This is a genomic window from Marisediminitalea alba (assembly GCF_002993365.1).
GTDB lineage: Bacteria > Pseudomonadota > Gammaproteobacteria > Enterobacterales > Alteromonadaceae > Alteromonas > Alteromonas alba.
In genome coordinates this window covers 1-22,125 of record NZ_PVNP01000191.1, presented here as the reverse complement: position 1 = coordinate 22,125, position 22,125 = coordinate 1, and the positions used below count along the sequence as shown (strand labels likewise).

18 protein-coding genes and 1 pseudogene are annotated in these 22,125 nt (G+C 49.3%); 13 read left to right on the top strand and 6 right to left on the bottom strand.

Annotated elements, in window-relative coordinates; translation table 11 throughout:
* Positions 1 to 39 precede the first annotated feature (39 nt).
* The gene (gene apbC / locus C6Y40_RS17895) at positions 40 to 1,146 is read right to left on the bottom strand and encodes an iron-sulfur cluster carrier protein ApbC (RefSeq protein ID WP_105935771.1); all 1,107 of its coding nucleotides are present in this window, start codon (positions 1,144 to 1,146) and stop codon (positions 40 to 42) included.
* Between the two features lie 120 nt (positions 1,147 to 1,266).
* Here apbC and metG point away from each other — a divergent pair, with 120 nt between their 5' ends.
* Positions 1,267 to 3,312 (top strand): methionine--tRNA ligase, encoded by a 2,046-nt coding sequence (gene metG, locus C6Y40_RS17890; protein ID WP_105935770.1) that lies wholly within the window; start codon positions 1,267 to 1,269, stop codon positions 3,310 to 3,312.
* 857 nt (positions 3,313 to 4,169) lie between these two features.
* Here the strand turns inward: metG and C6Y40_RS17880 are convergent.
* Positions 4,170 to 4,931 carry a class I SAM-dependent methyltransferase gene (locus C6Y40_RS17880; protein WP_105935768.1) on the bottom strand — a complete coding sequence of 254 codons (762 nt, stop codon included), beginning with the start codon at positions 4,929 to 4,931 and terminating at the stop codon, positions 4,170 to 4,172.
* 94 nt (positions 4,932 to 5,025) lie between these two features.
* Between C6Y40_RS17880 and gloB the strand changes: the two genes are divergently transcribed.
* From gloB to C6Y40_RS17860, 4 genes are all read left to right on the top strand, one after another.
* Positions 5,026 to 5,817: a hydroxyacylglutathione hydrolase gene (gene gloB / locus C6Y40_RS17875; protein ID WP_105935767.1), complete on the top strand. Its 792-nt coding sequence runs from the start codon at positions 5,026 to 5,028 to the stop codon at positions 5,815 to 5,817.
* A 121-nt stretch (positions 5,818 to 5,938) separates the two neighbouring features.
* Positions 5,939 to 7,594 (top strand): lytic transglycosylase, encoded by a 1,656-nt coding sequence (locus tag C6Y40_RS17870; protein ID WP_105935776.1) that lies wholly within the window; start codon positions 5,939 to 5,941, stop codon positions 7,592 to 7,594.
* A 22-nt stretch (positions 7,595 to 7,616) separates the two neighbouring features.
* Positions 7,617 to 8,678 carry an ion transporter gene (locus C6Y40_RS17865; RefSeq protein ID WP_240622006.1) on the top strand — a complete coding sequence of 354 codons (1,062 nt, stop codon included), beginning with the start codon at positions 7,617 to 7,619 and terminating at the stop codon, positions 8,676 to 8,678.
* A complete protein-coding gene (locus tag C6Y40_RS17860) occupies positions 8,662 to 9,129 on the top strand; it encodes a methyltransferase family protein (RefSeq protein WP_105935766.1) in 468 nt (155 codons plus the stop codon). The genes C6Y40_RS17865 and C6Y40_RS17860 overlap by 17 nt, the downstream gene beginning before the upstream one ends.
* On the opposite strand, the gene C6Y40_RS17855 is transcribed toward C6Y40_RS17860, so the two are convergent.
* Positions 9,126 to 10,556, bottom strand: coding sequence for an aminotransferase-like domain-containing protein (locus C6Y40_RS17855; protein ID WP_105935765.1), 1,431 nt, complete (start codon positions 10,554 to 10,556; stop codon positions 9,126 to 9,128). The genes C6Y40_RS17860 and C6Y40_RS17855 overlap by 4 nt on opposite strands.
* Before the next feature lie 233 nt (positions 10,557 to 10,789).
* Here C6Y40_RS17855 and C6Y40_RS17850 point away from each other — a divergent pair, with 233 nt between their 5' ends.
* On the top strand, positions 10,790 to 11,398 hold the full coding sequence (locus C6Y40_RS17850) for a LysE family translocator (RefSeq protein WP_105935764.1): 609 nt from the start codon (positions 10,790 to 10,792) through the stop codon (positions 11,396 to 11,398).
* A 370-nt stretch (positions 11,399 to 11,768) separates the two neighbouring features.
* Here the strand turns inward: C6Y40_RS17850 and cysS are convergent, their stop codons facing one another.
* Positions 11,769 to 13,157 carry a cysteine--tRNA ligase gene (gene cysS / locus C6Y40_RS17845; RefSeq protein WP_105935763.1) on the bottom strand — a complete coding sequence of 463 codons (1,389 nt, stop codon included), beginning with the start codon at positions 13,155 to 13,157 and terminating at the stop codon, positions 11,769 to 11,771.
* A 202-nt stretch (positions 13,158 to 13,359) separates the two neighbouring features.
* Between cysS and C6Y40_RS17840 the strand changes: the two genes are divergently transcribed.
* From C6Y40_RS17840 to C6Y40_RS17820, 5 genes are all read left to right on the top strand, one after another.
* A complete protein-coding gene (locus C6Y40_RS17840) occupies positions 13,360 to 13,854 on the top strand; it encodes a peptidylprolyl isomerase (protein WP_105935762.1) in 495 nt (164 codons plus the stop codon).
* Positions 13,855 to 13,935: 81 nt separating this feature from the next.
* Positions 13,936 to 14,670 carry a UDP-2,3-diacylglucosamine diphosphatase gene (gene lpxH, locus C6Y40_RS17835; RefSeq protein WP_105935761.1) on the top strand — a complete coding sequence of 245 codons (735 nt, stop codon included), beginning with the start codon at positions 13,936 to 13,938 and terminating at the stop codon, positions 14,668 to 14,670.
* Between the two features lie 211 nt (positions 14,671 to 14,881).
* Positions 14,882 to 16,465: an alkaline phosphatase gene (locus C6Y40_RS17830; protein ID WP_105935760.1), complete on the top strand. Its 1,584-nt coding sequence runs from the start codon at positions 14,882 to 14,884 to the stop codon at positions 16,463 to 16,465.
* A 14-nt stretch (positions 16,466 to 16,479) separates the two neighbouring features.
* The gene (locus tag C6Y40_RS17825) at positions 16,480 to 18,462 is read left to right on the top strand and encodes an alkaline phosphatase (protein WP_105935759.1); all 1,983 of its coding nucleotides are present in this window, start codon (positions 16,480 to 16,482) and stop codon (positions 18,460 to 18,462) included.
* A 69-nt stretch (positions 18,463 to 18,531) separates the two neighbouring features.
* Entirely contained in the window at positions 18,532 to 19,257 is a 726-nt protein-coding gene (locus C6Y40_RS17820; RefSeq protein WP_240622005.1) for a hypothetical protein, read from the top strand.
* A gap of 36 nt (positions 19,258 to 19,293) precedes the next feature.
* Here the strand turns inward: C6Y40_RS17820 and C6Y40_RS17815 are convergent, their stop codons facing one another.
* Positions 19,294 to 19,698, bottom strand: a complete 405-nt coding sequence (locus C6Y40_RS17815) for a rhodanese-like domain-containing protein (RefSeq protein WP_105935758.1) — start codon at positions 19,696 to 19,698, stop codon at positions 19,294 to 19,296.
* Positions 19,699 to 19,882: 184 nt separating this feature from the next.
* On the opposite strand from C6Y40_RS17815, the gene C6Y40_RS17810 reads away from it, so the two are divergent.
* The gene (locus tag C6Y40_RS17810; protein ID WP_105935757.1) at positions 19,883 to 20,542 is read left to right on the top strand and encodes an OB-fold-containig protein; all 660 of its coding nucleotides are present in this window, start codon (positions 19,883 to 19,885) and stop codon (positions 20,540 to 20,542) included.
* Positions 20,543 to 20,545: 3 nt separating this feature from the next.
* Here the strand turns inward: C6Y40_RS17810 and C6Y40_RS17805 are convergent, their stop codons facing one another.
* Entirely contained in the window at positions 20,546 to 21,850 is a 1,305-nt protein-coding gene (locus tag C6Y40_RS17805; protein WP_105935756.1) for a methyl-accepting chemotaxis protein, read from the bottom strand.
* Positions 21,851 to 22,005: 155 nt separating this feature from the next.
* On the opposite strand from C6Y40_RS17805, the pseudogene C6Y40_RS17800 reads away from it, so the two are divergent.
* A pseudogene (locus C6Y40_RS17800) lies at positions 22,006 to 22,125 on the top strand (IS1595 family transposase); the annotation flags it as partial.

The following is a 22,125-nucleotide window of genomic DNA, read 5'->3' as shown; positions in this document are numbered from 1 at the left end:
TTAAGCGCTTTTAGCCGCTTATCAACACATTTTTGCTACTTAGCTGTCGGTTAACGGGTTAAACGCTATGGGGTCGCCTTTAATATTACGGCCTTGATCGGCTGCCACAGGCACTGTCGTGGCCAGCTCAAATGATACCGCCCGGGCCATTTCCCGATAAACATCCGAAAGCGGACTATCCGGTTCGCTGACTAATAACGGCTCGCCGGAACCGGCATGTTCGCGGATACGCACGTCCAGCGGCAGCGCCCCTAACAGCGGTAAATTGTAGCGTTCTGCTAATAAATTGCCGCCATCTTTAGCAAAAACGTAGTCTTTATGCCCACACTCTGTGCACTGGTAAAAGCTCATATTTTCTACCAGGCCGAGCACCGGAATGTTGACCTTATTAAACATGGCAATGCCTTTTTGAGCATCGGCAATGGCCAGGTCCTGCGGCGTTGTTACTACCACCGCGGCAGTTAATGGTACCTGTTGCGCCATGGTGAGCTGAATATCCCCCGTCCCCGGCGGCATATCCACAATAAGATAATCCAGCACTGGCCACAGCGTTTCATTAATAATTTGCGATAGCGCTTTACTGGCCATGGGCCCGCGCCAGATGGCCGCGTCTTCTGCCGGTACCAGATAGCCAATTGAGTTGGCTACCATACCGTGGGCCTGTAATGGCTGCATGTGCTTATTATCAGCGGTTGCCGGACGTTCACCGGTATTTCCCAGCATGATAGGCACTGATGGACCATAGATGTCGGCATCTAAAATCCCCACTCTGGCGCCTTCCTGCATAAGTGCAAAGGCCAGGTTAATACTGGTGGTCGACTTACCTACCCCGCCCTTGCCCGACGCAACCGCAATAATATTGCGAATGTTGGTTACAGGAGGTTTGGTGGTTTGCCCGCTGTGGATGCTGGTTTTAAAACTCAACCCGGCACTGAGATTTTTGTTATTCAGCGCTTCTGTAAGGCCCGCCTCAATAAATGGCCACTGGCTTTGATTGACAAAAGGAAAGGTAACGGTAATCGTGCCTTGGTTTTCGGCACACCATGGCAATACCTCGTCTTTATCCACCACAAAATAGTTGCTCAAATAATCAACTGCACACTGAAGTAAGGCCGAGGGTTTGGAAGACTTTCGCGAAAAAAACATACAATACCTGCAATTTTATCGGTTAGATAAGATTAACTCATACAAAAACAATGCAAAAAAAGCGCTTTTCCGCTAGTATTTGCGCCATTTCCAATAGCAATTAGCCGAACGAATTATTCTATGTCTGAACAGAGTCATCTGACTAACGGCAAGCGCCGAATTCTGGTAACCAGCGCGTTACCCTATGCCAACGGATCTATTCACTTAGGTCACTTGCTTGAACATATTCAAACCGATATCTGGACCCGTTTCCAGCGTTTACGCGGTCATGAATGTTACAGCGTTTGTGCCGATGATGCACACGGTACGCCGGTTATGCTAAAAGCCCAGGAGCTTGGCATCACCCCGGAAGAAATGGTGGCGAAGACCCGCGCTGAACACCATCAGGATCTCACTGACTTTTTTGTTGATTACAACAATTACTATGTGACCCATTCACCGGAAAACCAAGCGTTCTGTGAAGAAATTTACAATCGTCTGGATAAAGCCGGTTACATTTCCAAGCGCACCATTAATCAGCTGTTCGACCCGGAAAAGAACATGTTTCTGCCGGATCGCTTTGTGAAGGGTACCTGCCCAAGCTGTGGTGCAGAAGACCAAAACGGCGATAGCTGTGATGTGTGCGGTGCTACTTACAGCCCTACCGAGGTGAAGAACCCGCGGAGTGTTGTGTCTGGTGCCACGCCGGTACTGAAAGAATCTGAACACTTCTTCTTCGACCTGCCTCAATTTGAGGGCATGTTAAAAGAGTGGATCCGCTCAGGCGCTATTCAGGAAGAAATGGCCAACAAACTGCAAGAGTGGTTTGAAGACGGTTTACAGCAGTGGGATATCAGCCGCGATGCGCCGTATTTTGGCTTTGAAATTCCTGGTGCGCCGAATAAATTCTTCTATGTTTGGGTTGATGCACCAGTGGGCTACATGGCTAGCTTTAAGAATTTCTGCGACAGTAACAACGTAGACTTCAACAGTTTCTGGAAAGCCGACTCTGATGCCGAGCTGTACCACTTTATTGGTAAAGACATTACCTATTTCCACTGCCTGTTCTGGCCGGCGATGCTGGAAGGTGCGGGATACCGTAAACCTACCGGTGTTAACATTCACGGTTTCGTTACGGTTAACGGCGCAAAGATGTCTAAGTCCCGCGGTACTTTTATTAAAGGCCGTACTTATCTGGACCACCTGAATCCGGAATACCTGCGTTACTATTTTGCTTCTAAGCTCGGTGATGGCGTAACCGATATCGACCTTAACTTTGAAGATTTCGCTCAGAAGGTCAATTCTGACTTAGTGGGTAAGGTGGTAAATATTGCCAGCCGTTGTGCCAGCTTTATTACCAAGCGTTTCGACGGCAAGTTGTCTGAAACCGTGCTGGAACCAGAGCTGGTTAAACAGTTCCAGGATGCTTCTGAAACTATAGCCAATCTGTTCGAGAAACGTAAGTACCACCAGGCTGTACGTGAAATCATGATGCTGGCAGATAAAGCTAACCAGTTTATCGATACTAACGCACCGTGGGTGACTATTAAGCAGGAAGACAAGCAGCAATTTACCCATGACGTTTGCTCACTGGGAATTAACCTGTTCCGCATTCTGGTGACTTACTTAAAACCCGTACTGCCGGTACTGGCGGAAAAAGCCGAAGAATTCTTAAACGACAAATTAATCTGGGACAGCGCGCAGACCGTGCTCACTAACCACGAAATTAATAAGTTTAAGCCAATGATGCAGCGCGTAGAGATGGATAAAATTAACGCTATGGTTGAAGATTCAAAAGAAAGCCTGGCCGCCGAGCCGAAGTTAGATCCAAACAGCCCATTGGCGAAAGATCCGATCAGCGAAGAAATCACCTTTGAAGACTTTGCTAAAGTGGACTTCCGCATTGCGCGCATAGCCAATGCTGAGCATGTAGAAAAGGCCGACAAACTGTTACGTTTGGAACTGGATCTGGGCGGCGAAACCCGTCAGGTATTTGCCGGGATTAAATCTGCCTATGCACCAGAAGATTTAATTGGTAAGCACACCGTTATGGTAGCCAACCTGGCTCCTCGCAAGATGCGCTTTGGCATGTCAGAAGGCATGGTATTAGCCGCTGGCCCGGGTGGTAAAGACCTGTTCATCCTGGAGCCACACGAAGGCGCCCAACCCGGCATGCGGGTTAAGTGATAAAAAGCTTTACGGCTTTTTATCTTCCCGGATTCGCAACGCGAATTCCGGGATCTCCGAAACAGTCTGATTAATTCAACCAGACTAACACCCTAAAATCATCCCGGAAAGCCGACATAGTCGCCCCGGCCTCCGAGCCGGGGTCTCCCAATAGCCAAGACTCAGATTAAATGACCTTTTGTGGAGATCCCCGCTCAAGAGCATGCGGGGATGACATAGGGTGTGCACGCGTGGGTGACATAGGGTGTGCACGCGTGGGTGACATAGGGTGTGCATGCGTGGGTGACGGTTTTATTCCTGTCATCCCGGCCCACGAGCCGGGATCTCCTAATAGCACTGACTCCGCTTAAATAACCTTTTATGGAGATCCCCGCTCAAGAGCATGCGGGGATGACAGTGGGTGTACATGCGGGGATGACGGTGGAGGTGCACGCGTGGGTGACAGAAGAGGTGCATGCGTGGACGGCGGGTTTATTCCTGTCGCCCCGGCCTCCGAGCCGGGATCTCCCAATAGCCCTGACTCCACTTAAATTACCTTTTATGGAGATCCCCGCTCAAGAGCATGCGGGGATGACAGTGGGTGTACATGCGGGGATGACGGTGGAGGTGCACGCGTGGGTGACAGAAGAGGTGCATGCGTGGACGGCGGGTTTATTCCTGTCATCCCGGCCCACGAGCCGGGATCTCCTAATAGCCCTTACTCAGCTTAATAACCTTTTATGAAGATCCCCGCCCAAGAGCATGCGGGGATGACATAGGGTGTGCATGCGGGAATGACTTGGTGTGTGCATCCTCGGATGACAATACGTTTTACGTGCCGGAATGATGAGGTTGTTTTTCTGGTAATCGCCGGCCAATCAACGGTTCGAGGAATGGGTAATTCTGGACGCAGCATCGCGCATGCTCGCCCCTACGGCTGAGAAGCGGGGTTTGACTTTCCACTTCGGTTTTATCGTGGTCATTGGAATAGCTCGTTTGCGGGCCATTAATACATACACCGATGAGCACCACGGGCAGTAGCGGCTACACCATTGCTGCCAGGCAGCTGGCTGACCTTTATGGTGACTGGCGAATAGCATGGAAAACAAAATATGCCGATGCTCTACGATTTCAAAACCGAGCAGTTGCAACCAGTCTTTAATCCTCCCGGCTGAGAAAAAGCGGGCCTGATGCAAAATATTGCCTTTTTTGATGGGTAGGAAACGTGCGAGCCCGGTAAGGCTGTACGGGTTGAACCCACTGATAATCACATACCCGTTTGCAGTAATGGTGCGATCTACCTCTCGCAGTATTTCATGAGGGTCCCTGGCAAAATCGAGCTCGTTAGCCAGTAAAAAACCATCAATACTGTTTTCGATATAGGGCAGTTTATCTGAATTGGAAATCAGGCTGCTGGCTTCAGTGGCTACCTGAGTTTGTACAACCTGATTCCGAATGGCACAATCTGGCAGCTTTATTTCGCTACTCAGATTGCCCAGTTTGACCAGGTTATAACCAAACACCCGTTGGCTGAGATCATCACAAACACCCTCGATAGCCTGTTTAAGCTCATCGCCCCCAGGCAATTCGGACCAGCTTTGCGGGTATCGTAACGGTTTAGGGTGAAACGCTGATTTCATAAACGCCTGATGTTATAAACTGCTTGCACGTATTGCATGCGACCACACAACTTTATAGTATCTGGACAACCATGTACAACTTACGGACTGGACTATGCCAACCGACAGTTTTCCCGCGGCTCTCTCTGTTACGCCGATCCCCGCCTTTAATGACAACTATATTTGGTGTTTGCACAACGAGCAATATGCTGTCGTGGTGGATCCGGGTGATGCTGACCCGGTACTGGCATTTTGCAAAGACAATGAGCTGGCTCTGGCAGCCATCTTGATTACACACCATCACCACGACCATACTGGTGGTATTACTAAATTAAGCAGCGCGGTAAAAGATCTACCGGTAATTGGCCCTCGTGGCGGACACATAAGCGGTATCACTAAATCCGTTGCTCAGGGGGATTTGGTAAAACTACCGTTGCTTGATTGTGAGTTTAATGTACTGGAACTGCCTGGCCATACGCTTGATCATATTGCCTTTGTGGGGCACAACGCGCTGTTTTGTGGTGACACGCTATTTTCTGCCGGTTGCGGACGTTTGTTTGAGGGAACGCCTGGTCAGATGCATCGCTCACTGAACAAAATTAAGCGCCTGCCAGCGTCTACCGTTATTTACTGCACCCACGAATATACCCAGGCAAATGTGAATTTTGCCCTGGCGGCCGAGCCAGATAATCAGGCTCTTCAAGCATATGACAACTGGGTAAAAGAGACCCGCGCACAAAATACTCCTACCCTGCCCACCCTGCTGAGCACGCAACTGGATATAAACCCTTTCCTGCGATGCGATTCACCAGCCATAAAAAAATCGGTTGCCAGTCAGTCAGACGCGGAACTTATCGACGAAATAGCCGTCTTTACTCATCTGAGACAATGGAAAGATAATTTCTGACTGTTGATAAAAAGTGGTTGGGCGCAGGTGTCGCCTATAGTATTAGCTTCAACAGGATGCATTGAGGCGCGAATTTGCGTACACTGGTATGCTGTTGAATTATCTGAAGGTTCGTTTCTCAATGAAATTAAAGTTGTCTGCGCTTCATCTTTTTGTTGTTGCTTCGCTCAGTGGTTGTCAGTTAACTGAGACAACCGAGCAAGCCGAGACTGAACTGCAGGACAACCGTTCAACCTGCGAAATTGCCCATATCGATATAAATGACCAGGCCGACTGCGAACTGGCCAACGAAGGTGTTATTGAAGTAATGCACCCTACCGAAGAGGTAGAGGTAGATATTTCTCCGGTTGAGGAAGCCGTTGAACCGGTTGTCATTGAAAACCTGTGGTTACGCGCCAGTAACCAGTTTGCCTTCGAGATCCCGGATAACAAGCGCGTAGCGGTGCAACGCGACTGGTATCTCAAGCACCCCGCTTATATGGAACGGGTATCCAAACGCGCCAGACCTTTCCTGTATTATATTATTCAACAAATTGAAGCCCGAGAGATGCCGCTGGAACTGGTGCTGCTGCCGATTGTGGAAAGTGCCTTTGATCCGTTTGCCTATTCTCATGGCCGTGCAGCGGGCATGTGGCAGTTTATTCCTGGTACCGCAAAGCGCTTTGGCATAGAGCAAACCTGGTGGTACGACGGCCGCCGTGATGTGATTGCCTCTACCGATGCAGCTCTGGATTATCTTACTTACCTGAATAAAATGTTTGATGGTAACTGGTTGCATGCGCTGGCTGCCTATAACAGCGGCGAAGGCCGCGTAGGCAAAGCTATTAAGCGCAATAAACAAGCCGGCAAACCTACCGACTTCTGGTCGCTTGATCTGCCACGGGAAACCCGTGCTTATGTGCCCAAACTACTGGCACTGGCAGACATCTTAAAAAATCACGACGCTTACGCCTTCAGCTGGCCTGAAATCGACAATGCACCGGTTATTGCCACCGTGGATACGGGTTCACAGCTGGACCTGGCATTTGCCGCCGAACTGGCAGGCATGGAGCTAAAATCGCTGCATGCGCTTAACCCTGGCTATAATCGCTGGGCCACCGATCCTGATGGCCCGCATCGGTTGGTATTACCACTGGATAAAGCCGAGGGCTTTACTACCCAACTCGCCCAGGTCGATCGCAAAGAACGCCTTAACTGGGTTCGCCATAAAGTGAAGTCTGGCGACAGCCTGCTTAAACTGGCTAAGGAATACCACACCACCGTTGATGTGATTAAAAGTATCAACGATATGCAGGATAATATGATCCGTATAGGCGATCATCTGATGGTGCCGGTTGCGCTTAAAAAGCTGGATGCTTACACGTTGTCGCAGGATCAGCGCCTGGCGTCTACGCAAAACCAGAAACGTGGCAGTTACCAGCTCACGCATAAAGTGGCCGCCGGTGATACACTTTGGGATATTGGCCGTAAATATAAAATAAGTACGCGTTCGCTGGCGAAGTGGAATGGCATGGCGCCTACTGATCCGCTTATGCCGGGCAAAACCCTGGTGATTTGGGTGGATGAAGCCAGTGATGAGCAAAAGCGCGATGCCATTATGCGCACGCTTACTTACACCGTAAAACGCGGTGATTCACTGGCGCGGATTGCGCAAAAATTTAATTTACGTACCAGCGACATCACCAAATGGAATAACCTGAATCCCAAGAAATATTTACAACCAGGGCAAAAACTCACCCTGCATGTGGATGTAACACGGTTACGCAATTTAGGGTAATCACCAACTATACAGAGGGCCCATGTTTAGGATAAACCGGGAAAACCTGCGCAACAGCCACGAGGGCCCCTGGCTACTGCTCGACATTATTATGTTGGGGCTGTTGCTGCTGAACCTGCTGTTTTTACTGTTTGATGGCCTGTATAACACTGCCTTTATTCGCGATAGCCTGAGTGCCTGGTCGCCGGCGTTTGTTAACTTCTACGATCCAATCCACAAAAACTTCATTCTGGTCGATCTGGTTTTTATTACCATTTTCTTAACCGAGTTTTTCGTGCGCTGGATAGTTGCCATTAAGACCGAAGAATACCTGCGCTGGTACTTTTTTCCGTTTTTACGCTGGTACGATTTAGTCGGCTGTATCCCCTTAGGTGGAACCCGCATATTCCGCTTTCTGCGGATATTTTCGATTCTGTACCGGTTACACAAGAACCAGATTATCGACCTCAACGACACCGGCATCTACCGGTTCTTTTCGTTCTATTATGATGTGTTTGTAGAAGAGTTAAGCGATCGGATTGTAGTGAAAGTCCTCACCGATGCGCAGCAGGACATTGCTGCCGGCTCACCGCTTATCGACGATATCACGCAAAACGTATTAGCGCCGAGACGACCAGTAATAAGCTCCTGGATGTCCAACATTGTTAATCATCTTGGGCAGTCAATTAACGACAGTAAACATGGCGATGTAATCCGGCGGCACGTGAAAGAAAGTGTTGGCAAAGCCGTGCGTGAAAACGCCCAGGTATCTACGTTGTCTTATGTGCCGGTGGTTGGCCGCACCATTGAAAATACTCTGGAAAGCGCGGTAACAGACATTGTAACCGCCTCTGTTGTTAACCTGCTGACCGACCTTGAAGCCAGAGACATTGAGGAGTTTGTCAGCTCCGGCCTGAAAGACTTTACGCCGGAAGAACAAAACCTGGACAAAGAGTTTTTACTGGTGGTGAATGAATGCATCGAAGCCATCAAAGGACATGTTTCGCAGCAGCGCTGGAAATCACAGCTGATTGAGAAACAACAACAAAAGAAAGCAGCGAAAATGAAACCCGTGGTGGACGATAGCGATGTTAAACAACCTTGAACTTAAAGTACCGCCGGTTATCGTGTTTATTGCTGCGCTGGCCCTCACCTGGTATTGCGCTTCCCTGAATGTAATGCCACTGCCTCATCCTCTGCGCCCCTTCGGTTTTGTGTTGTTTGTGGCCGGCGGATTAATTGGTGTGGCAGGCGTAGTGGCGTTCAGACAGCAGAGGACCACTGTAAATCCCCACCGACCACAAAATGCCAGTACACTGGTGGATGGTGGTATTTTTGCCTATACCCGCAACCCCATGTATCTGGGTTTAGTGGTGGGTGTAATCGGCGCAGCATTTATTGTGCGTGATGCCTGTGGATTGGTATTTGCTGTGCTTACGATGGCGTATTTGCAGCGCTTTCAGATCATCCCGGAAGAACGCTTTATGATTGAGCTGTTTGGTGACGAATTTACCGCCTACTGTGAGCGTACTAAACGCTGGTACGGGCGCCATTAGGCCATTGCCACACTGGCTGGCGCCATTTCCATCAGGATCTCCCCCAGTATTGCAACACTTCGCTCACGGGTGGCTAAGTCGCGATCAATATAATTAAACCGCAAGCAATTACGGTACTTGCCGGTGGCGGAAAACATCTGCCCGGGCGCCAGGATTATCCCGCGCTCTTTAGCCAACTCTGCCAGCCGGGCCGCATCATAACCCTCGGGTAACTCCACCCACAAAATAAAGCCCCCTTCCGGAAAACTCACCCGAGTGTTTGCCGGAAAGTGCGCCTCGATGCCTTTGAGCATCACATCCCTGGCTTTGCGGTAAGATTGTCGCATCGCCCGTAAATGCCTGTCGTAACCGCCCTGGCGGATAAAATTACCAATCGCCAGTTGTGGTAACGTGGGGCACATGGAGCTACTGACATATTTAATATGGGTCACTTTATCCCGGTATCGCCCCGGCGCAATCCAGCCGACGCTGAAACCCGGCGCCAGGGTTTTCGAAAAAGAAGAGCACAGCAGTACCCGGCCATCTTCGTCGAATGATTTAATGGTTTTAGGGCGCGGGTATTCAAAAGCGATATCACCATAAATATCATCTTCGATTATCGCTATATCGTATTCCCGCGCCAGTTGATACAGCCCCTGCTTTTTAGCCAGGGGCATCACGTAGCCCTGGGGATTATTTACCGTTGGTGTTACTAAAATGGCTTTAACCGGCCACTGATCCATAGCCAGCCTGAGCGCTTCGATACTCATACCATCCCGCGAGTCGGTGGGGATTTCCAGCGCTTTTAAGTTAGCCGCTTTTATTGCCTGCATGGCACCGTAAAACCCCGGAGACTCTACCGCTATCACATCGCCGCTTTGGGCAACCGCCCTTAAGCAAACCGACAATGCTTCCTGACAGCCTGAGGTGACAACAAAGTCTTCTGCATCGAGCTGGCATCCGGTGGTGGCGGTAAGCCGCGCCAGTTGCTCACGAAGTCCGAGTTCGCCCTGCACATGGCCATAAGACATGCCATCCTGCGGACGGTGGCGGTTAAGCTCGTAGATATTTTTCAGTAGCGGTTTCAGAGTCGATGAACTCATATCCGGCATGGCATGCTGAAACTCACAACTGGCCTCTACACCATGGCCCATGAGCATGGCCAGCACATCTTCCCAGAGCGACACGTCCATGGGCCGCTGCGGTGGTTTAGACTCTCTTGGCCGCGCAATACGTTCTTTAGCCTGTGCAACAAAATAGCCCGACTTTGCCTTAGCGGTAACCAGACCTTCCTGCTCCAGCACCCGGTAGGCTTCCTGTACGGTGGAAATGCTAACGCCGTGCTCATTGGCCAGTTGACGAACAGACGGCAGTTTATAGCCCGGTGCAAAGTAGCCCATCTGAATATGCTCTTTTAGCCGCGTGGCCAGGTGCAAATATCTGCTCATCGGTGTATCCGCTTGATCTCGAAAACCATACACTTTTTAATATATCAGCACTTTTAAATACAAAACCATACAGTTTGTGGAAATTTGCACCATACAGTCGGTTTCACTGGCTATCTGTATGGCTTGTTACCCAATTTATTGCATCTAAATAAATACAGATTAATCCCGCATGCTATAACAACAGCCTGCGCTGTAACGCAACTTTAATCACTTACTTTTCAGGGCGCACTTTTATGGAAACCTCATTATTGCTGGGCATTGCCACCTTTGCTTTTATTACTTCCGTCACTCCAGGGCCAAATAACATGATGTTGTTGGCTTCTGGGGCACAGTTTGGTTTTAGCCGCACGTTACCGCACATGCTGGGCATTGTGTTTGGTGTATCTATGTTATTACTGAGCGTACTGTTGGGACTGGGTGTGCTGTTTCAACTTTATCCGGTCATGTATTCGGTGCTGAATGTTGCCGGTGCGGCCTACCTGCTCTGGCTGGCGTTTAAAATAGCTTCAGGTCCGGTTACCGGCATTAGTAGTGAAGATGGTCGTTCAACGAAGCCGTTCACATGGTGGCAGGCAGCGTTATTTCAGTTTGTGAACCCCAAGGCATGGATGATGGCGCTTGGCAGTGTGAGTACGTTTAGCCTGCCAGGTAATAACTACGCGGAGTCCGGCGCGATGATTATGCTGGCTTTTGCGTTGCTCGGCTTACCTGCCATTTCATTGTGGGCCGGCACCGGGGCAAAACTGCGAGTGTGGCTGAATAACCCGCGACGGCAAAGAGGGTTTAATCTGGTGATGGGTGCGGCCACGGCAGCCACGTTATTGTTAATTGTGGAGGTTTGATTAGGCCGGTTGTGTACACTCTGCGATAACATGAATGGAGATCACCGCTTAAATTCTTCCGACATCCCGGCCCTGAGCCGGGATCTTCTGAGAAGGCTGTCTCAATCGAAAAATGGATCGATAGGTTGGTTAGACGCCCCGATAACATAAATGGAGATCCCCGCCCAAAAGCATGCGGGGATGACGGTGTTTTTACCTCCCGGCCTAACTTTTCTGTCATCCCGGCCCTGAGCCGGGATCGCCTGAGAAGGCTGTCTAAACTGAGAAAGGAAATAAGTGGTAGTTTCGACTTCAGGATAACATGAATGGAGGTCCCGGATATTTGCTGCGCAAATTCCGGGAAGACATATTTTGGAAAAGCCTTTCGCGGTTACTGGCGGCGCCAGGTGGTGCCGCCAGCGCCGTCTTCCAGCACAATCCCCATGGCTGTGAGCTTGTCGCGCGCGGCATCGGCTGCGCCCCAGTCTTTCGCCGCGCGGGCATCATTACGCGCTTTGATTAGCGCTTCGATTTCCGCTACCTCATCGTCATTGCCTGACTGCATAAAGGCTTCCGGATCGCGCTGCAAGAAGCCCAGAATGCCACCAATGCCCTTTAGCACGGCGGCAAGCTTACCAGCTTCTTCTGCACCGGCATCACCCTTTGATTTATGTTTATTTAAATCACGGGCAAGGTCGAACAGCACCGAGTAAGCTTCAGGCACATTCAGATCATCATTCATGGCCTGCTCAAAACGCTCAAGGTATCCGCCGTAACTGAGGTCAGTGACGCTGTCTACTTTCACACCGCGCAGCGCAGTGTAGAGTCGCTCAAGGGCTGATTTAGCCTGGTCGATATTATCCTGGGAATAACTCAGCTGGCTGCGATAATGGGCCGACATCAAAAAGAAGCGCAAAATTTCTGCATCGTGTTCACCCAGTACATCACGCAGAGTAAAGAAGTTGCCCAGTGATTTAGACATCTTCTCGTCGTTTACCTGCACCATTCCGGTATGCATCCAGGTGTTCACATAAGGCGTATCGAAAGCACAGCAGGATTGCGCCACTTCATTTTCGTGGTGCGGGAAGATTAAGTCAGAACCACCGCCGTGAATATCGAAGTGCTCGCCCAGATGCTTATGGTTCATGGCACTACATTCTATATGCCAGCCAGGACGACCTTCTCCCCAGGGAGACCCCCAGGCCGGTTCGCCTGGCTTAGCCGTTTTCCATAACACAAAGTCCAGCGGGTCGTCTTTGCCGGCCGCCACTTCAACACGCGCGCCAGACTGTAACTGCTCAAGGTTCTGTCGGCTCAATTTGCCGTACGCATTAAACTTGCTCACATCAAACAGCACATCGCCGCTCTCGGCCTGATAAGCATAGCCTTTAACCACCAGCTTTTCGATGACGTCGATAATCTCATTCATATGCCCGGTTACCCGCGGCTCAATATCCGGCTCAACCAGATTCAGCGCCGCGAAATCTTCGTGCATCATCGCAATAGTACGCTCGGTGAGCGCTACGGTTGTTTCGCCGTTTTCATTGGCCCGGGCGATAATTTTATCGTCCACATCGGTGATGTTACGCACGTACTTAACGTCGTAATCGAGGTGGCGCAGGTAGCGCACCAACACATCAAAACTAAGATAAGTACGGGCATGGCCCATGTGGCTGAGGTCATACACGGTTATGCCACAAACATAGAGTCCCACCTTCCCTTCTACCAGCGGCTGAAAACGCTCTTTCTGACGGGTTTTGGTGTTAAACAGTTGCAACATATCCTAATTTCCTCTTAAACCGGTTTGGGTGGCGAAGTTTAGCACTGTAATTCCCGTCTGACCACGCTCTGGAGCCAGTTATAAACGCATTTTCAGGTGAATAAACAAATAGGTACTTCAGAGGGGTTTTCGCATTCTGGCATTTGGGCTACCATTAGCGGTCTATATAGCCAAGAACTAAATTAAGGTAAGGTTAAACACTATGGTGACGTTTAAAACAAATCACGGCGACATTACCCTGGAACTGTATGCCGATAAAGCACCGAAAACGGTTGAGAACTTTCTGTCTTATGTACAAGACGGTTTTTATGACAACACCATTTTCCACCGCGTAATCGACGGCTTTATGATCCAGGGCGGCGGTATGACGCCGGATATGGAACAAAAAGAAACCAAAGCGCCTATCGAAAACGAAGCTAACAACGGCGTAGCCAACGAAGCGGGCACTATCGCAATGGCTCGGACTAACGATCCACATTCAGCTACTGCACAGTTTTTCATTAACGTTAAAGACAACGACTTCCTCAACTTCTCCAGCGAGAGCATGAATGGCTGGGGTTATTGTGCATTCGGTAAAGTAACCGAAGGTATGGATGTGGTTGAAAAAATTAAAAATGTAAAAACAGGCAATTACGGTTATCATCAGGATGTGCCGGTTGAAGCTGTTATTATCGAAAAAGCAGTAATTAGCGAATAATCTGTACATTGCAGCCTGATTACTGAACACGCTCCGGGGAGTCTGCAGGCTCCCTTTTTAATGCCTAAAAGCTAATAATTAATGCCGTTTACTTATTTTATTGCAGACATACACTTAAGCGCTGAGCGTGATGACATCACCGAGTGTTTACTCACCTTTCTGGAACAGGATGCCCCGCAGGCTGAAGCATTGTACGTGCTCGGCGATCTGTTTGAATTCTGGTTAGGCGATGACGACGTTACGCCATTGTCTGAACGTGTAGCCAGTGCTTTTAAGGCGTTATCGGCGACTACGCCGGTGTATTTTATTCATGGTAATCGCGACTTCGCGATCCGTGAAGGCTGGACCACAAAAGCGGGCATGACGCTGCTTCCGGAACAGCAGGTGATTGACCTTTATGGCACGCCAACTTTACTCCTGCATGGCGATGAACTGTGCACGTTGGATATCGAATATCAGAAATTCCGGAAAAAGGCCCGGGGATGGTGGTGGCCTCGGTTAGTAGGTGCCCTGCCATTATGGTTACGCCGTAAGCTCGCTAAGCGCGGGCGCAAAACCAGTCAGAAAAACCAGCAAAATCTTACCGCTGAAATTATGGATGTCACCCCCGATGAAGTGGTTTACGTTATGGTAAGACACAATGTTCAGCAACTTATCCACGGCCATACCCACCGGCCCAACATTCACTCACTTACCGTTAACGGCAAACCCGCCCATCGGATTGTGGTAGGCGACTGGTATACCCAGGGCAGTGTATTACGGGTGAGCGCGGTAGATGTGCGCCTTGAAAAACGGCAGTTTACGCTTAGCCGGTAATATTCCTGCAACATTAACATCACCATTCTGACAACAAACCTTCATTTATAGGTCAACTATCCTTCACACATCCTGATTAGGCTAATTTTCATTCAACGCTTTGTGTAGCTTGCAACCTGCACAACCGTCCAGCCGCGTTGATTAAACCTCGTTAAGCAACCCTCGGTTTGCATGACAAAAAATATAAAATGTCATAATTGGGAATACAAAAATGAAATTGATCTTGAAAGCCGCAGCAAGTGCGATAGCCCTTGCCGTTTCTTCAGGACTGCACGCTGATGTTCTGCCTGATTCTCAGGCACAAAGCGCGTGGTTTACTGACGCTCAATCTAAAATTGCACAAAAACTTGAAGTAAACAGCAAGTTTAAGGCAAAAAACGTTATTTTGTTTGTGGGTGACGGCATGGGGGTTTCCACTCTCACTGCTTCACGTATCTTAAAAGGTCAGATGGCCGGTGAGATGGGTGAAGAAGGTTACCTGGCCTTTGAAGAATTTCCGTACACCGCGTTGGTGAAAACGTATAACGTGGATGCACAAACCCCTGATTCAGCCGGTACCATGACCGCCATGATGTCGGGATTAAAAACCGACGTAGGCGTGATTGGTGTTGACGAAGACATTGAGCGTGGCGACTGCTCGACTGTGGCAGGTAACGAAGTGATTACCGCACTGGAGTTGGCCGAAATTAAAGGCTTGTCAACCGGCATCATTTCTACTGCACGTATTACCCACGCTACACCAGCAGCTACGTATGCAAAGTCTGCCGATCGTAACTGGGAAGATGTATCAGATATGCCTGAAGCTGCAGTAACTGCAGATTGTAAAGACATTGCCGATCAACTGGTTAATTTTGAATACTATCTGGAAGATCGCTACACAGGTATAGATGTAGACGGTATTGAAGTTGCTTTCGGCGGTGGTCGTCGTCACTTCCTGCCTCGCGATGCTGCGTTTAACAGCCCGGATGCCGTTAGCTCGGTAGAAGGCGATCGCACCGATTCACGCGATCTGACTGCAGAATGGCAGGATATGTACGAAAATGGTGTCTATATATACGATCAGGCAGGCTTTGACGCCATTGACCCTGCCAGTACCGAACGTGTATTTGGTTTGTTTAATGAATCACACATGCAGTACGAAGCAGACCGCGCTAATGATGTGGCCGGCGAGCCATCTGTAGCTGATATGACCACAAAAGCCATCGATATTCTGGACAACAATGAAAAAGGCTTCTTCCTGATGGTGGAGTCTGGCCGTATCGACCATGGGCATCATGCTGGCAGTGCCTACAATGCCCTGACAGACACCCTGGCATTTGAAGCGGCAGTGAAGGCTGCCTACGAAAATACTAATCCTGAAGACACGCTTATTCTGGTTACCGCTGACCACAGCCACGTATTTACCATTGCTGGTTACCCTAAACGCGGTAACCCTATTCTGGGTAAAGTGGTAAATGTTGGCTCTGATGAGCCAGCAATGGCCGCTGATAACATGCCTTACACCACGCTGGGTTACACCAACGGCCTGGGTTTCCAGGACCTGGGTAACGAAACAGATGCCGATGCAATCTATGCTTATGCTGCCAATACGGGCCGCATGGATATTACAAACGTTGATACCGAAGCTTCTGGTTATCACCAGGAAGCCCTTATTCCTTTGGGTTCAGAAACCCATGCTGGTGAAGACATTTCACTGCATGCCTCGGGCCCGGGCAGTCAACTTGTCCAGGGCGTAGTTGAACAAAACGTCGTGTTCCACCTGATTAATCAGGCACTGGATCTGGTAGAAGAATAAGCGGAGTAATCATAATGAATTTATTTAAATTAAGTTTAGTGGCGGTAGCCATAATGGGGCTTAGCGCTTGTTCTCTCGACGGTGACGACGGGCGTGACGGTGTAGATGGTATCGATGGTGTTGACGGTACTGCTGGTACAGATGGTGCCGATGGTGCTGACGGTCAAAATGGCGCAGACGGTCAGGATGGCACTAACGGACTCAATAGTCTGGTGATCCAGACAGCTCTTGCTGTAGGTGATGCAAACTGCCCTAACAGCGGTGTGCAAATTGACTCTGGTCTGGATGCCAACAGCGATGGCGCACTTACCGGTGACGAAATTGAATCCACCAGTTACGTATGTGTGCCGGCTTCAACCGAAGTTAGCAATTCAGAGCTGCTTACCTCACTCAATAATGACTGGTTTGTAGCAGCAGTTGCCGAAGTCGAAGCCAACAAAACTGTATGGCTGGAAGCCACCGGCGCGTTAACGACTAACAGCACCAGCTCAGCCAAAGTCGTAGTAACGTCCAAAGAAAATCTGCAACGCACCGTTACTGAAATGCGTGGACAGGCTAAAAACGTCATTTTATTTGTGGGTGATGGTATGGGTGTCTCTACCGTAACCGCTGCACGTATTTTAGATGGTCAGATGAAAGGTCTGGACGGAGAAGAAAACAAACTGAGTTTTGACAACTTTCCGTTTGCAGGGTTAGCGAAAACCTACAACGTGGATGCACAAACCCCCGATTCAGCCGGCACCATGACCGCCATGATGTCTGGTGTAAAAACCGATGTGGGTGTTATCGGTGTTGATGAAGACATAGAGCGTGGCGACTGCTCCACTGTGGCCGGAAACGAGTTAGTTACCGCACTGGAACTGGCGGAAATTGCGGGCAAATCAACCGGTGTAATCTCAACGGCGCGGATCACCCACGCAACGCCCGCAGCGACTTACGCCAAATCAGCAGATCGTAACTGGGAAGATGTATCTGACATGCCTGCAGAGGCTGTGACCGCCGGCTGTACCGACATTGCCGATCAGCTGGTCAATTTTGAGAGTAACCTGGAAGCACGATTTGCCGGCCTTGATGTAGATGGCATTGAAGTTGTTTTCGGTGGTGGTCGTCGCCATTTCCTGCCACGCGATGCCGCATTTAACAGCGCGGATGCCGTTAGTGCAGTAGAAGGCGATCGTACTGATAACCGCGATCTAACCGCTGAATGGCAATCCATGTACACCAATGGTGTTTATGTGTTCGATCAGAGCGGCTTCGATGGTCTGAGCACCGAAACCACAGAACGTGTATTTGGCCTGTTTAATGAGTCTCATATGCAATATGAAGCCGATCGTGCCAACGATGTGGCCGGTGAACCTTCACTGTCTGAAATGACCGAAAAAGCCATTCAAATCCTTGATAATAATCAGGACGGCTTCTTCCTGATGGTGGAGTCAGGCCGCATTGATCATGGCCACCATGCTGGCAGTGCCTATAATGCGCTAACGGATACCATTGAGTTCGCGAACGCCGTTGCTGCGGCCGATGCCATGACCAGTGATGACGATACGTTAATTATTGTAACCGCCGACCACAGCCATGTATTTACCATTGCGGGCTATCCTAAGCGTGGAAATCCCATTCTGGGTAAAGTAGTGAACGTTGGTTCAGATGAGCCTGCTCTGGCTGCTGATGATATGCCTTATACCACATTGGGCTACACTAACGGTTTTGGTTTCCAGAATCTGGGGAATGAAACAAACGCTGACGCAGTATACAGCCTGAACATCAATACCGGACGTATGGACCTTACCAGTGTGGATACCACTACTACCGGTTATCACCAGGAAGCGCTGGTACCGTTAGGCTCTGAAACCCATGCCGGTGAGGATGTTGGGATTTACGCCAAGGGTCCGGGTGCCTGGTTGGTGAATGGTACCAACGAACAAAGCGTGATTTTCCATGTAATGGATTACGCTGGTGACATGGTTGAGCAAGCCAACAACGAAGTGGAATAATCCACGACGGTAAATGCCACAGGGCAACCGTAAGGTTGCCCTACTTTGGTTAAAAAAGAGATACCTAAGATGTACAAAACGATTTTTACGCTTTTCGCCTTTTGTTTTGCCCCGCTGAGCTTTGCACAGAGCTGTGAAAGCAATGCTAACGCCCTGGTAGCACGCTACACCGTAGAGACTCACAACGCACGGGGTGACCAACAAAAACGACTCGAACTGTGGCGAAACGAAAGGGTAGTCGCTCACCGCTATCCCCAAACACAAATTACGGAAGCCTGGGAGCAGGTAAATACTTCCCTGATCAAGCCTACCCGCTATTTTGATGCGCATGCCAGAGCCATTGAATATCAGCCTGGAGAAAAAGTGCACGGTAAAAGCGAAACAAACTGGTCTTTCCGCAATCAGTTATTCAGCGATGAACTCATTGCCACAATGACAGAGACCAGCCGGACTGGCAGTGGTTGTAATACATTAATTACTTTTGAACGAGAGGATAATGGCACCAGACTCACCTTGATTTGGCAGCCCGCACTCAAACTGGCCACTTCATTCAAGGCAGAATCAGCTCACCAGTCAGTTCACTGGACACTCACAAACACTGAGTTTGATAAACAACAAATTGAGCAGTTTTTTGCTGCGCGCTACGCTTATCAAAGCACCGATTTTGCAGATATAGGCGATGACCATACCGACCCGTTTTTAACCAGAATGGTCCACCAGGGGTTTATTGAAAAAGGGGCTTCCGGTTACTACAACAGTGATGGCGACGCGCTGCAAGGCGGTCACCAGCACTAATTTTACTAACAGGTTGCTGAGTACCAAGCTCGGCAACTAATGACTGACTGTGCGTTTGTCGGCAACCGGCAGGCCTGCACCCATCCAGTTCTTAAAACCGCCTTCTAAGTGGCAAACGTTATCCATGCCCATTTGTTGAAGTGTTAGCGTGGCCAGCGCAGAACGCCAGGCCGACTGACAATAAAGAATCAACGGGCCAGACTGACCAAACACCTCACGGTAATAAGGGCTGTCCGGATCAACCCAAAACTCGAGCATACCACGCGGCGCGTGAACTGCTTCAGGGATCATACCGTCACGTTCTAATTCGCGAATGTCTCTGATATCAACAAAACAGGCTTCACTTAACTCATACAGCTCCCTGGCATCTTCCAACGGGATTGTTTTTATTTGCTGCATCGCTTCATCAAGCAATGCTTTATAACCTTTACTGATCGCCATCTGCACTATTCCGGATTTCTAAAACTCAGAGTCTAACCAGCAGACTGATTCCCGACAACAAGACCTTAGTGGTATAGCCGAACTGGCGGTTTACTACTGATGTGCTATAAACAAAAAGGTGTGGAATGTTTATCTGGCCGCCCCACTACTTTTTAGGTCGACGGCGACATCAGGGAAGGAGACAATGTCGGTATTTCTGTTTACCCAGGCTTATTTTATTTACAGCGTGCCTATTCTCGTTGGGTTAATGCTGTGTACCATAGAAAGCCTGTTTCTGCTGCGCGGTAAATCGTTTTTTGGTTTACTGGATATGCCGCAGCAATTCGGTCAGCCGGAATTAACTCCCTATCACGTTGTTCCGCACATTCTAAAGTTATACGAAGTCACCATTGTCTTCTGGTTGATGGTGTTTTTTATCACTTTTGGCACCAGCGGCATGCTGATCCAGCGCTTGTACTTTGCCTACTGGCAGGCTTATGCCCCCCAGGCCATATTGTTCCCTGTATCGCTGATAATGGCAGCCACTGCTACTGCGGTGGTTATTCACCATCTGGCGCCACATTTACGCAGTTATAACAGCCTGCTTGCAAATCAAGAATATGCCGGGCGCATTGCTACTATCGTGGGCTACAGCGAGTTTCCGGGCGACGACGTTCATGCGACGGTCTTTGATCATAACCACCAGTTACAGAATATTACGGTTCAGGCAATGGAGGCCGGCGAGCGATTGCTGAACGGCGATAAGGTGGTATTGGTTAAGCGCACTAATGAGTGCTGGCTGGCAACCCGCTACATTGCCATCGAACAGCACAGCCCTCAATACCGGGCGAAAATGAACCGCTGATTTCTACTGCCTGGATAGTTTGTCTACGGCACTGATGATCTGTTTGGAGCCAGAGGCAATTTCACTCATCGAAGCTTTAGTTTCTTCCACACTCTGGGCTACTTCATTCAGGGTATCCAGCCCCTGCCTGATGGTACTCACAGCATGCTTGGTTGACTGATCGTTGCGGGAAAATACAGCCATGATCTCTTTGGTAGATTCGGTGGTGCGTGACGCCAGCTCCCGCACCTCATCAGCAACCACGGCAAATCCCCTGCCCTGCTCGCCGGCTCTCGCCGCTTCGATAGCAGCATTAAGTGCCAGTAAATTGGTTTGGTCAGCAATCGCACTGATAGCACTCACCATTTTATTCAGCTCGGTGGACTGTTGTTCCAGTTCACTGATTTCAGACGAAGCTTTGGTCATTTGCTCAGTAAGTGAAGCCAGTGAGGCCACGGTTTCGGTCATTAACTGCTGCCCATTATCCGCCTGCGCGCCGGTTTCAGCAGACATGGAAGAGGCTAGCTCCGCCGCCTCTTTTACCCGACATTCATTGTCTACCTGTTGGGTAACATTACTGGCAAATTTAATGACTTTGTATACTTTGCCGTCATCATTTATCACCGGGTTATATGACGCTTCAAGCCAGACCGGGTTACCATGTTTATCAACCCGCTGAAAACGTCCGGAAATAAACTTACCCCGAGCCAGTGCATCCCAGGTTTGCTGATAATCAGGATCATCAGTCACCACCTTCGGGCAAAACATGCGATGATGCTTGCCGCGGATTTCATTTAGCGAATAACCGGTGGTTTGCAAGAACAAGGAATTGGCTTTGATGATCACACCGGTGGGCTCAAACTCAATAATCGCCATAGAACGGTCAAGCGCCTCAAGAATATCTTCGTTACTCATTGAGGATTGGGTGTCCACTTCCAGACGGGAGCCAAACACATCGATATGATCACCCCCCCCCTGCGCAGAGTAATGCGGTTGAACAATGAGCTGCACTGAAGCGTGAGAATCCTCGGCCTTTAAATTGATACTACCGGACCAGTGACGGTGATTATTGATGGCATCAGATAAGTCGCGCAAGGCTTTGGATTTATGCTCGTGGTCGGCAACTAACGATATAAATGGTACTCCCACAGCTCTGACTGCACGAGAGCCGAGCACACTTTCATTCTTACTACCACATACTTGTATCACGCTATCGGAGGTTAACTGCCAGTGCAGCAAGTCTTGTTTAAGGTTGTCTGAGGCGCGTTTATATTGAGCAAGCTCAGCCCGCAGGCTGGCAATTTCCGCTTTTAATTTCTGATTGAACATGGATAAAAGGGCTTAGAATAAAACTACATTTCGTTTGAGTATGGCACAAACCGGAGTATGCGCCATTTGCCTGCTTAAAAAGTATATATTATGAAGGCTATGTTCTGCTAAATTGTTGCTATACTGTATATGAATACAGTTATTGAGGGTTGATCATGATCCCAGCACAATTTACAAAGCTTATAGCCGAGTTAGAACACTTAACAGATAGTCAAACCCGTTATGTTGAGAAGCTGCTGAAAGGCACTGATAGCGTCTCACAGTTGATAACAGAG

What these genes read in the sequence shown, in the direction of transcription:
- apbC (WP_105935771.1), bottom strand. Translation starts at nt 1,146, where the DNA reads ATGTTTTTTTCGCGAAAGTCTTCCAAACCCTCGGCCTTACTTCAGTGT.
- metG (WP_105935770.1), top strand. Translation starts at nt 1,267, where the DNA reads ATGTCTGAACAGAGTCATCTGACTAACGGCAAGCGCCGAATTCTGGTA.
- C6Y40_RS17880 (WP_105935768.1), bottom strand. Translation starts at nt 4,931, where the DNA reads ATGAAATCAGCGTTTCACCCTAAACCGTTACGATACCCGCAAAGCTGG.
- gloB (WP_105935767.1), top strand. Translation starts at nt 5,026, where the DNA reads ATGCCAACCGACAGTTTTCCCGCGGCTCTCTCTGTTACGCCGATCCCC.
- C6Y40_RS17870 (WP_105935776.1), top strand. Translation starts at nt 5,939, where the DNA reads ATGAAATTAAAGTTGTCTGCGCTTCATCTTTTTGTTGTTGCTTCGCTC.
- C6Y40_RS17865 (WP_240622006.1), top strand. Translation starts at nt 7,617, where the DNA reads ATGTTTAGGATAAACCGGGAAAACCTGCGCAACAGCCACGAGGGCCCC.
- C6Y40_RS17860 (WP_105935766.1), top strand. Translation starts at nt 8,662, where the DNA reads ATGTTAAACAACCTTGAACTTAAAGTACCGCCGGTTATCGTGTTTATT.
- C6Y40_RS17855 (WP_105935765.1), bottom strand. Translation starts at nt 10,556, where the DNA reads ATGAGCAGATATTTGCACCTGGCCACGCGGCTAAAAGAGCATATTCAG.
- C6Y40_RS17850 (WP_105935764.1), top strand. Translation starts at nt 10,790, where the DNA reads ATGGAAACCTCATTATTGCTGGGCATTGCCACCTTTGCTTTTATTACT.
- cysS (WP_105935763.1), bottom strand. Translation starts at nt 13,157, where the DNA reads ATGTTGCAACTGTTTAACACCAAAACCCGTCAGAAAGAGCGTTTTCAG.
- C6Y40_RS17840 (WP_105935762.1), top strand. Translation starts at nt 13,360, where the DNA reads ATGGTGACGTTTAAAACAAATCACGGCGACATTACCCTGGAACTGTAT.
- lpxH (WP_105935761.1), top strand. Translation starts at nt 13,936, where the DNA reads ATGCCGTTTACTTATTTTATTGCAGACATACACTTAAGCGCTGAGCGT.
- C6Y40_RS17830 (WP_105935760.1), top strand. Translation starts at nt 14,882, where the DNA reads ATGAAATTGATCTTGAAAGCCGCAGCAAGTGCGATAGCCCTTGCCGTT.
- C6Y40_RS17825 (WP_105935759.1), top strand. Translation starts at nt 16,480, where the DNA reads ATGAATTTATTTAAATTAAGTTTAGTGGCGGTAGCCATAATGGGGCTT.
- C6Y40_RS17820 (WP_240622005.1), top strand. Translation starts at nt 18,532, where the DNA reads ATGTACAAAACGATTTTTACGCTTTTCGCCTTTTGTTTTGCCCCGCTG.
- C6Y40_RS17815 (WP_105935758.1), bottom strand. Translation starts at nt 19,698, where the DNA reads ATGGCGATCAGTAAAGGTTATAAAGCATTGCTTGATGAAGCGATGCAG.
- C6Y40_RS17810 (WP_105935757.1), top strand. Translation starts at nt 19,883, where the DNA reads ATGTCGGTATTTCTGTTTACCCAGGCTTATTTTATTTACAGCGTGCCT.
- C6Y40_RS17805 (WP_105935756.1), bottom strand. Translation starts at nt 21,850, where the DNA reads ATGTTCAATCAGAAATTAAAAGCGGAAATTGCCAGCCTGCGGGCTGAG.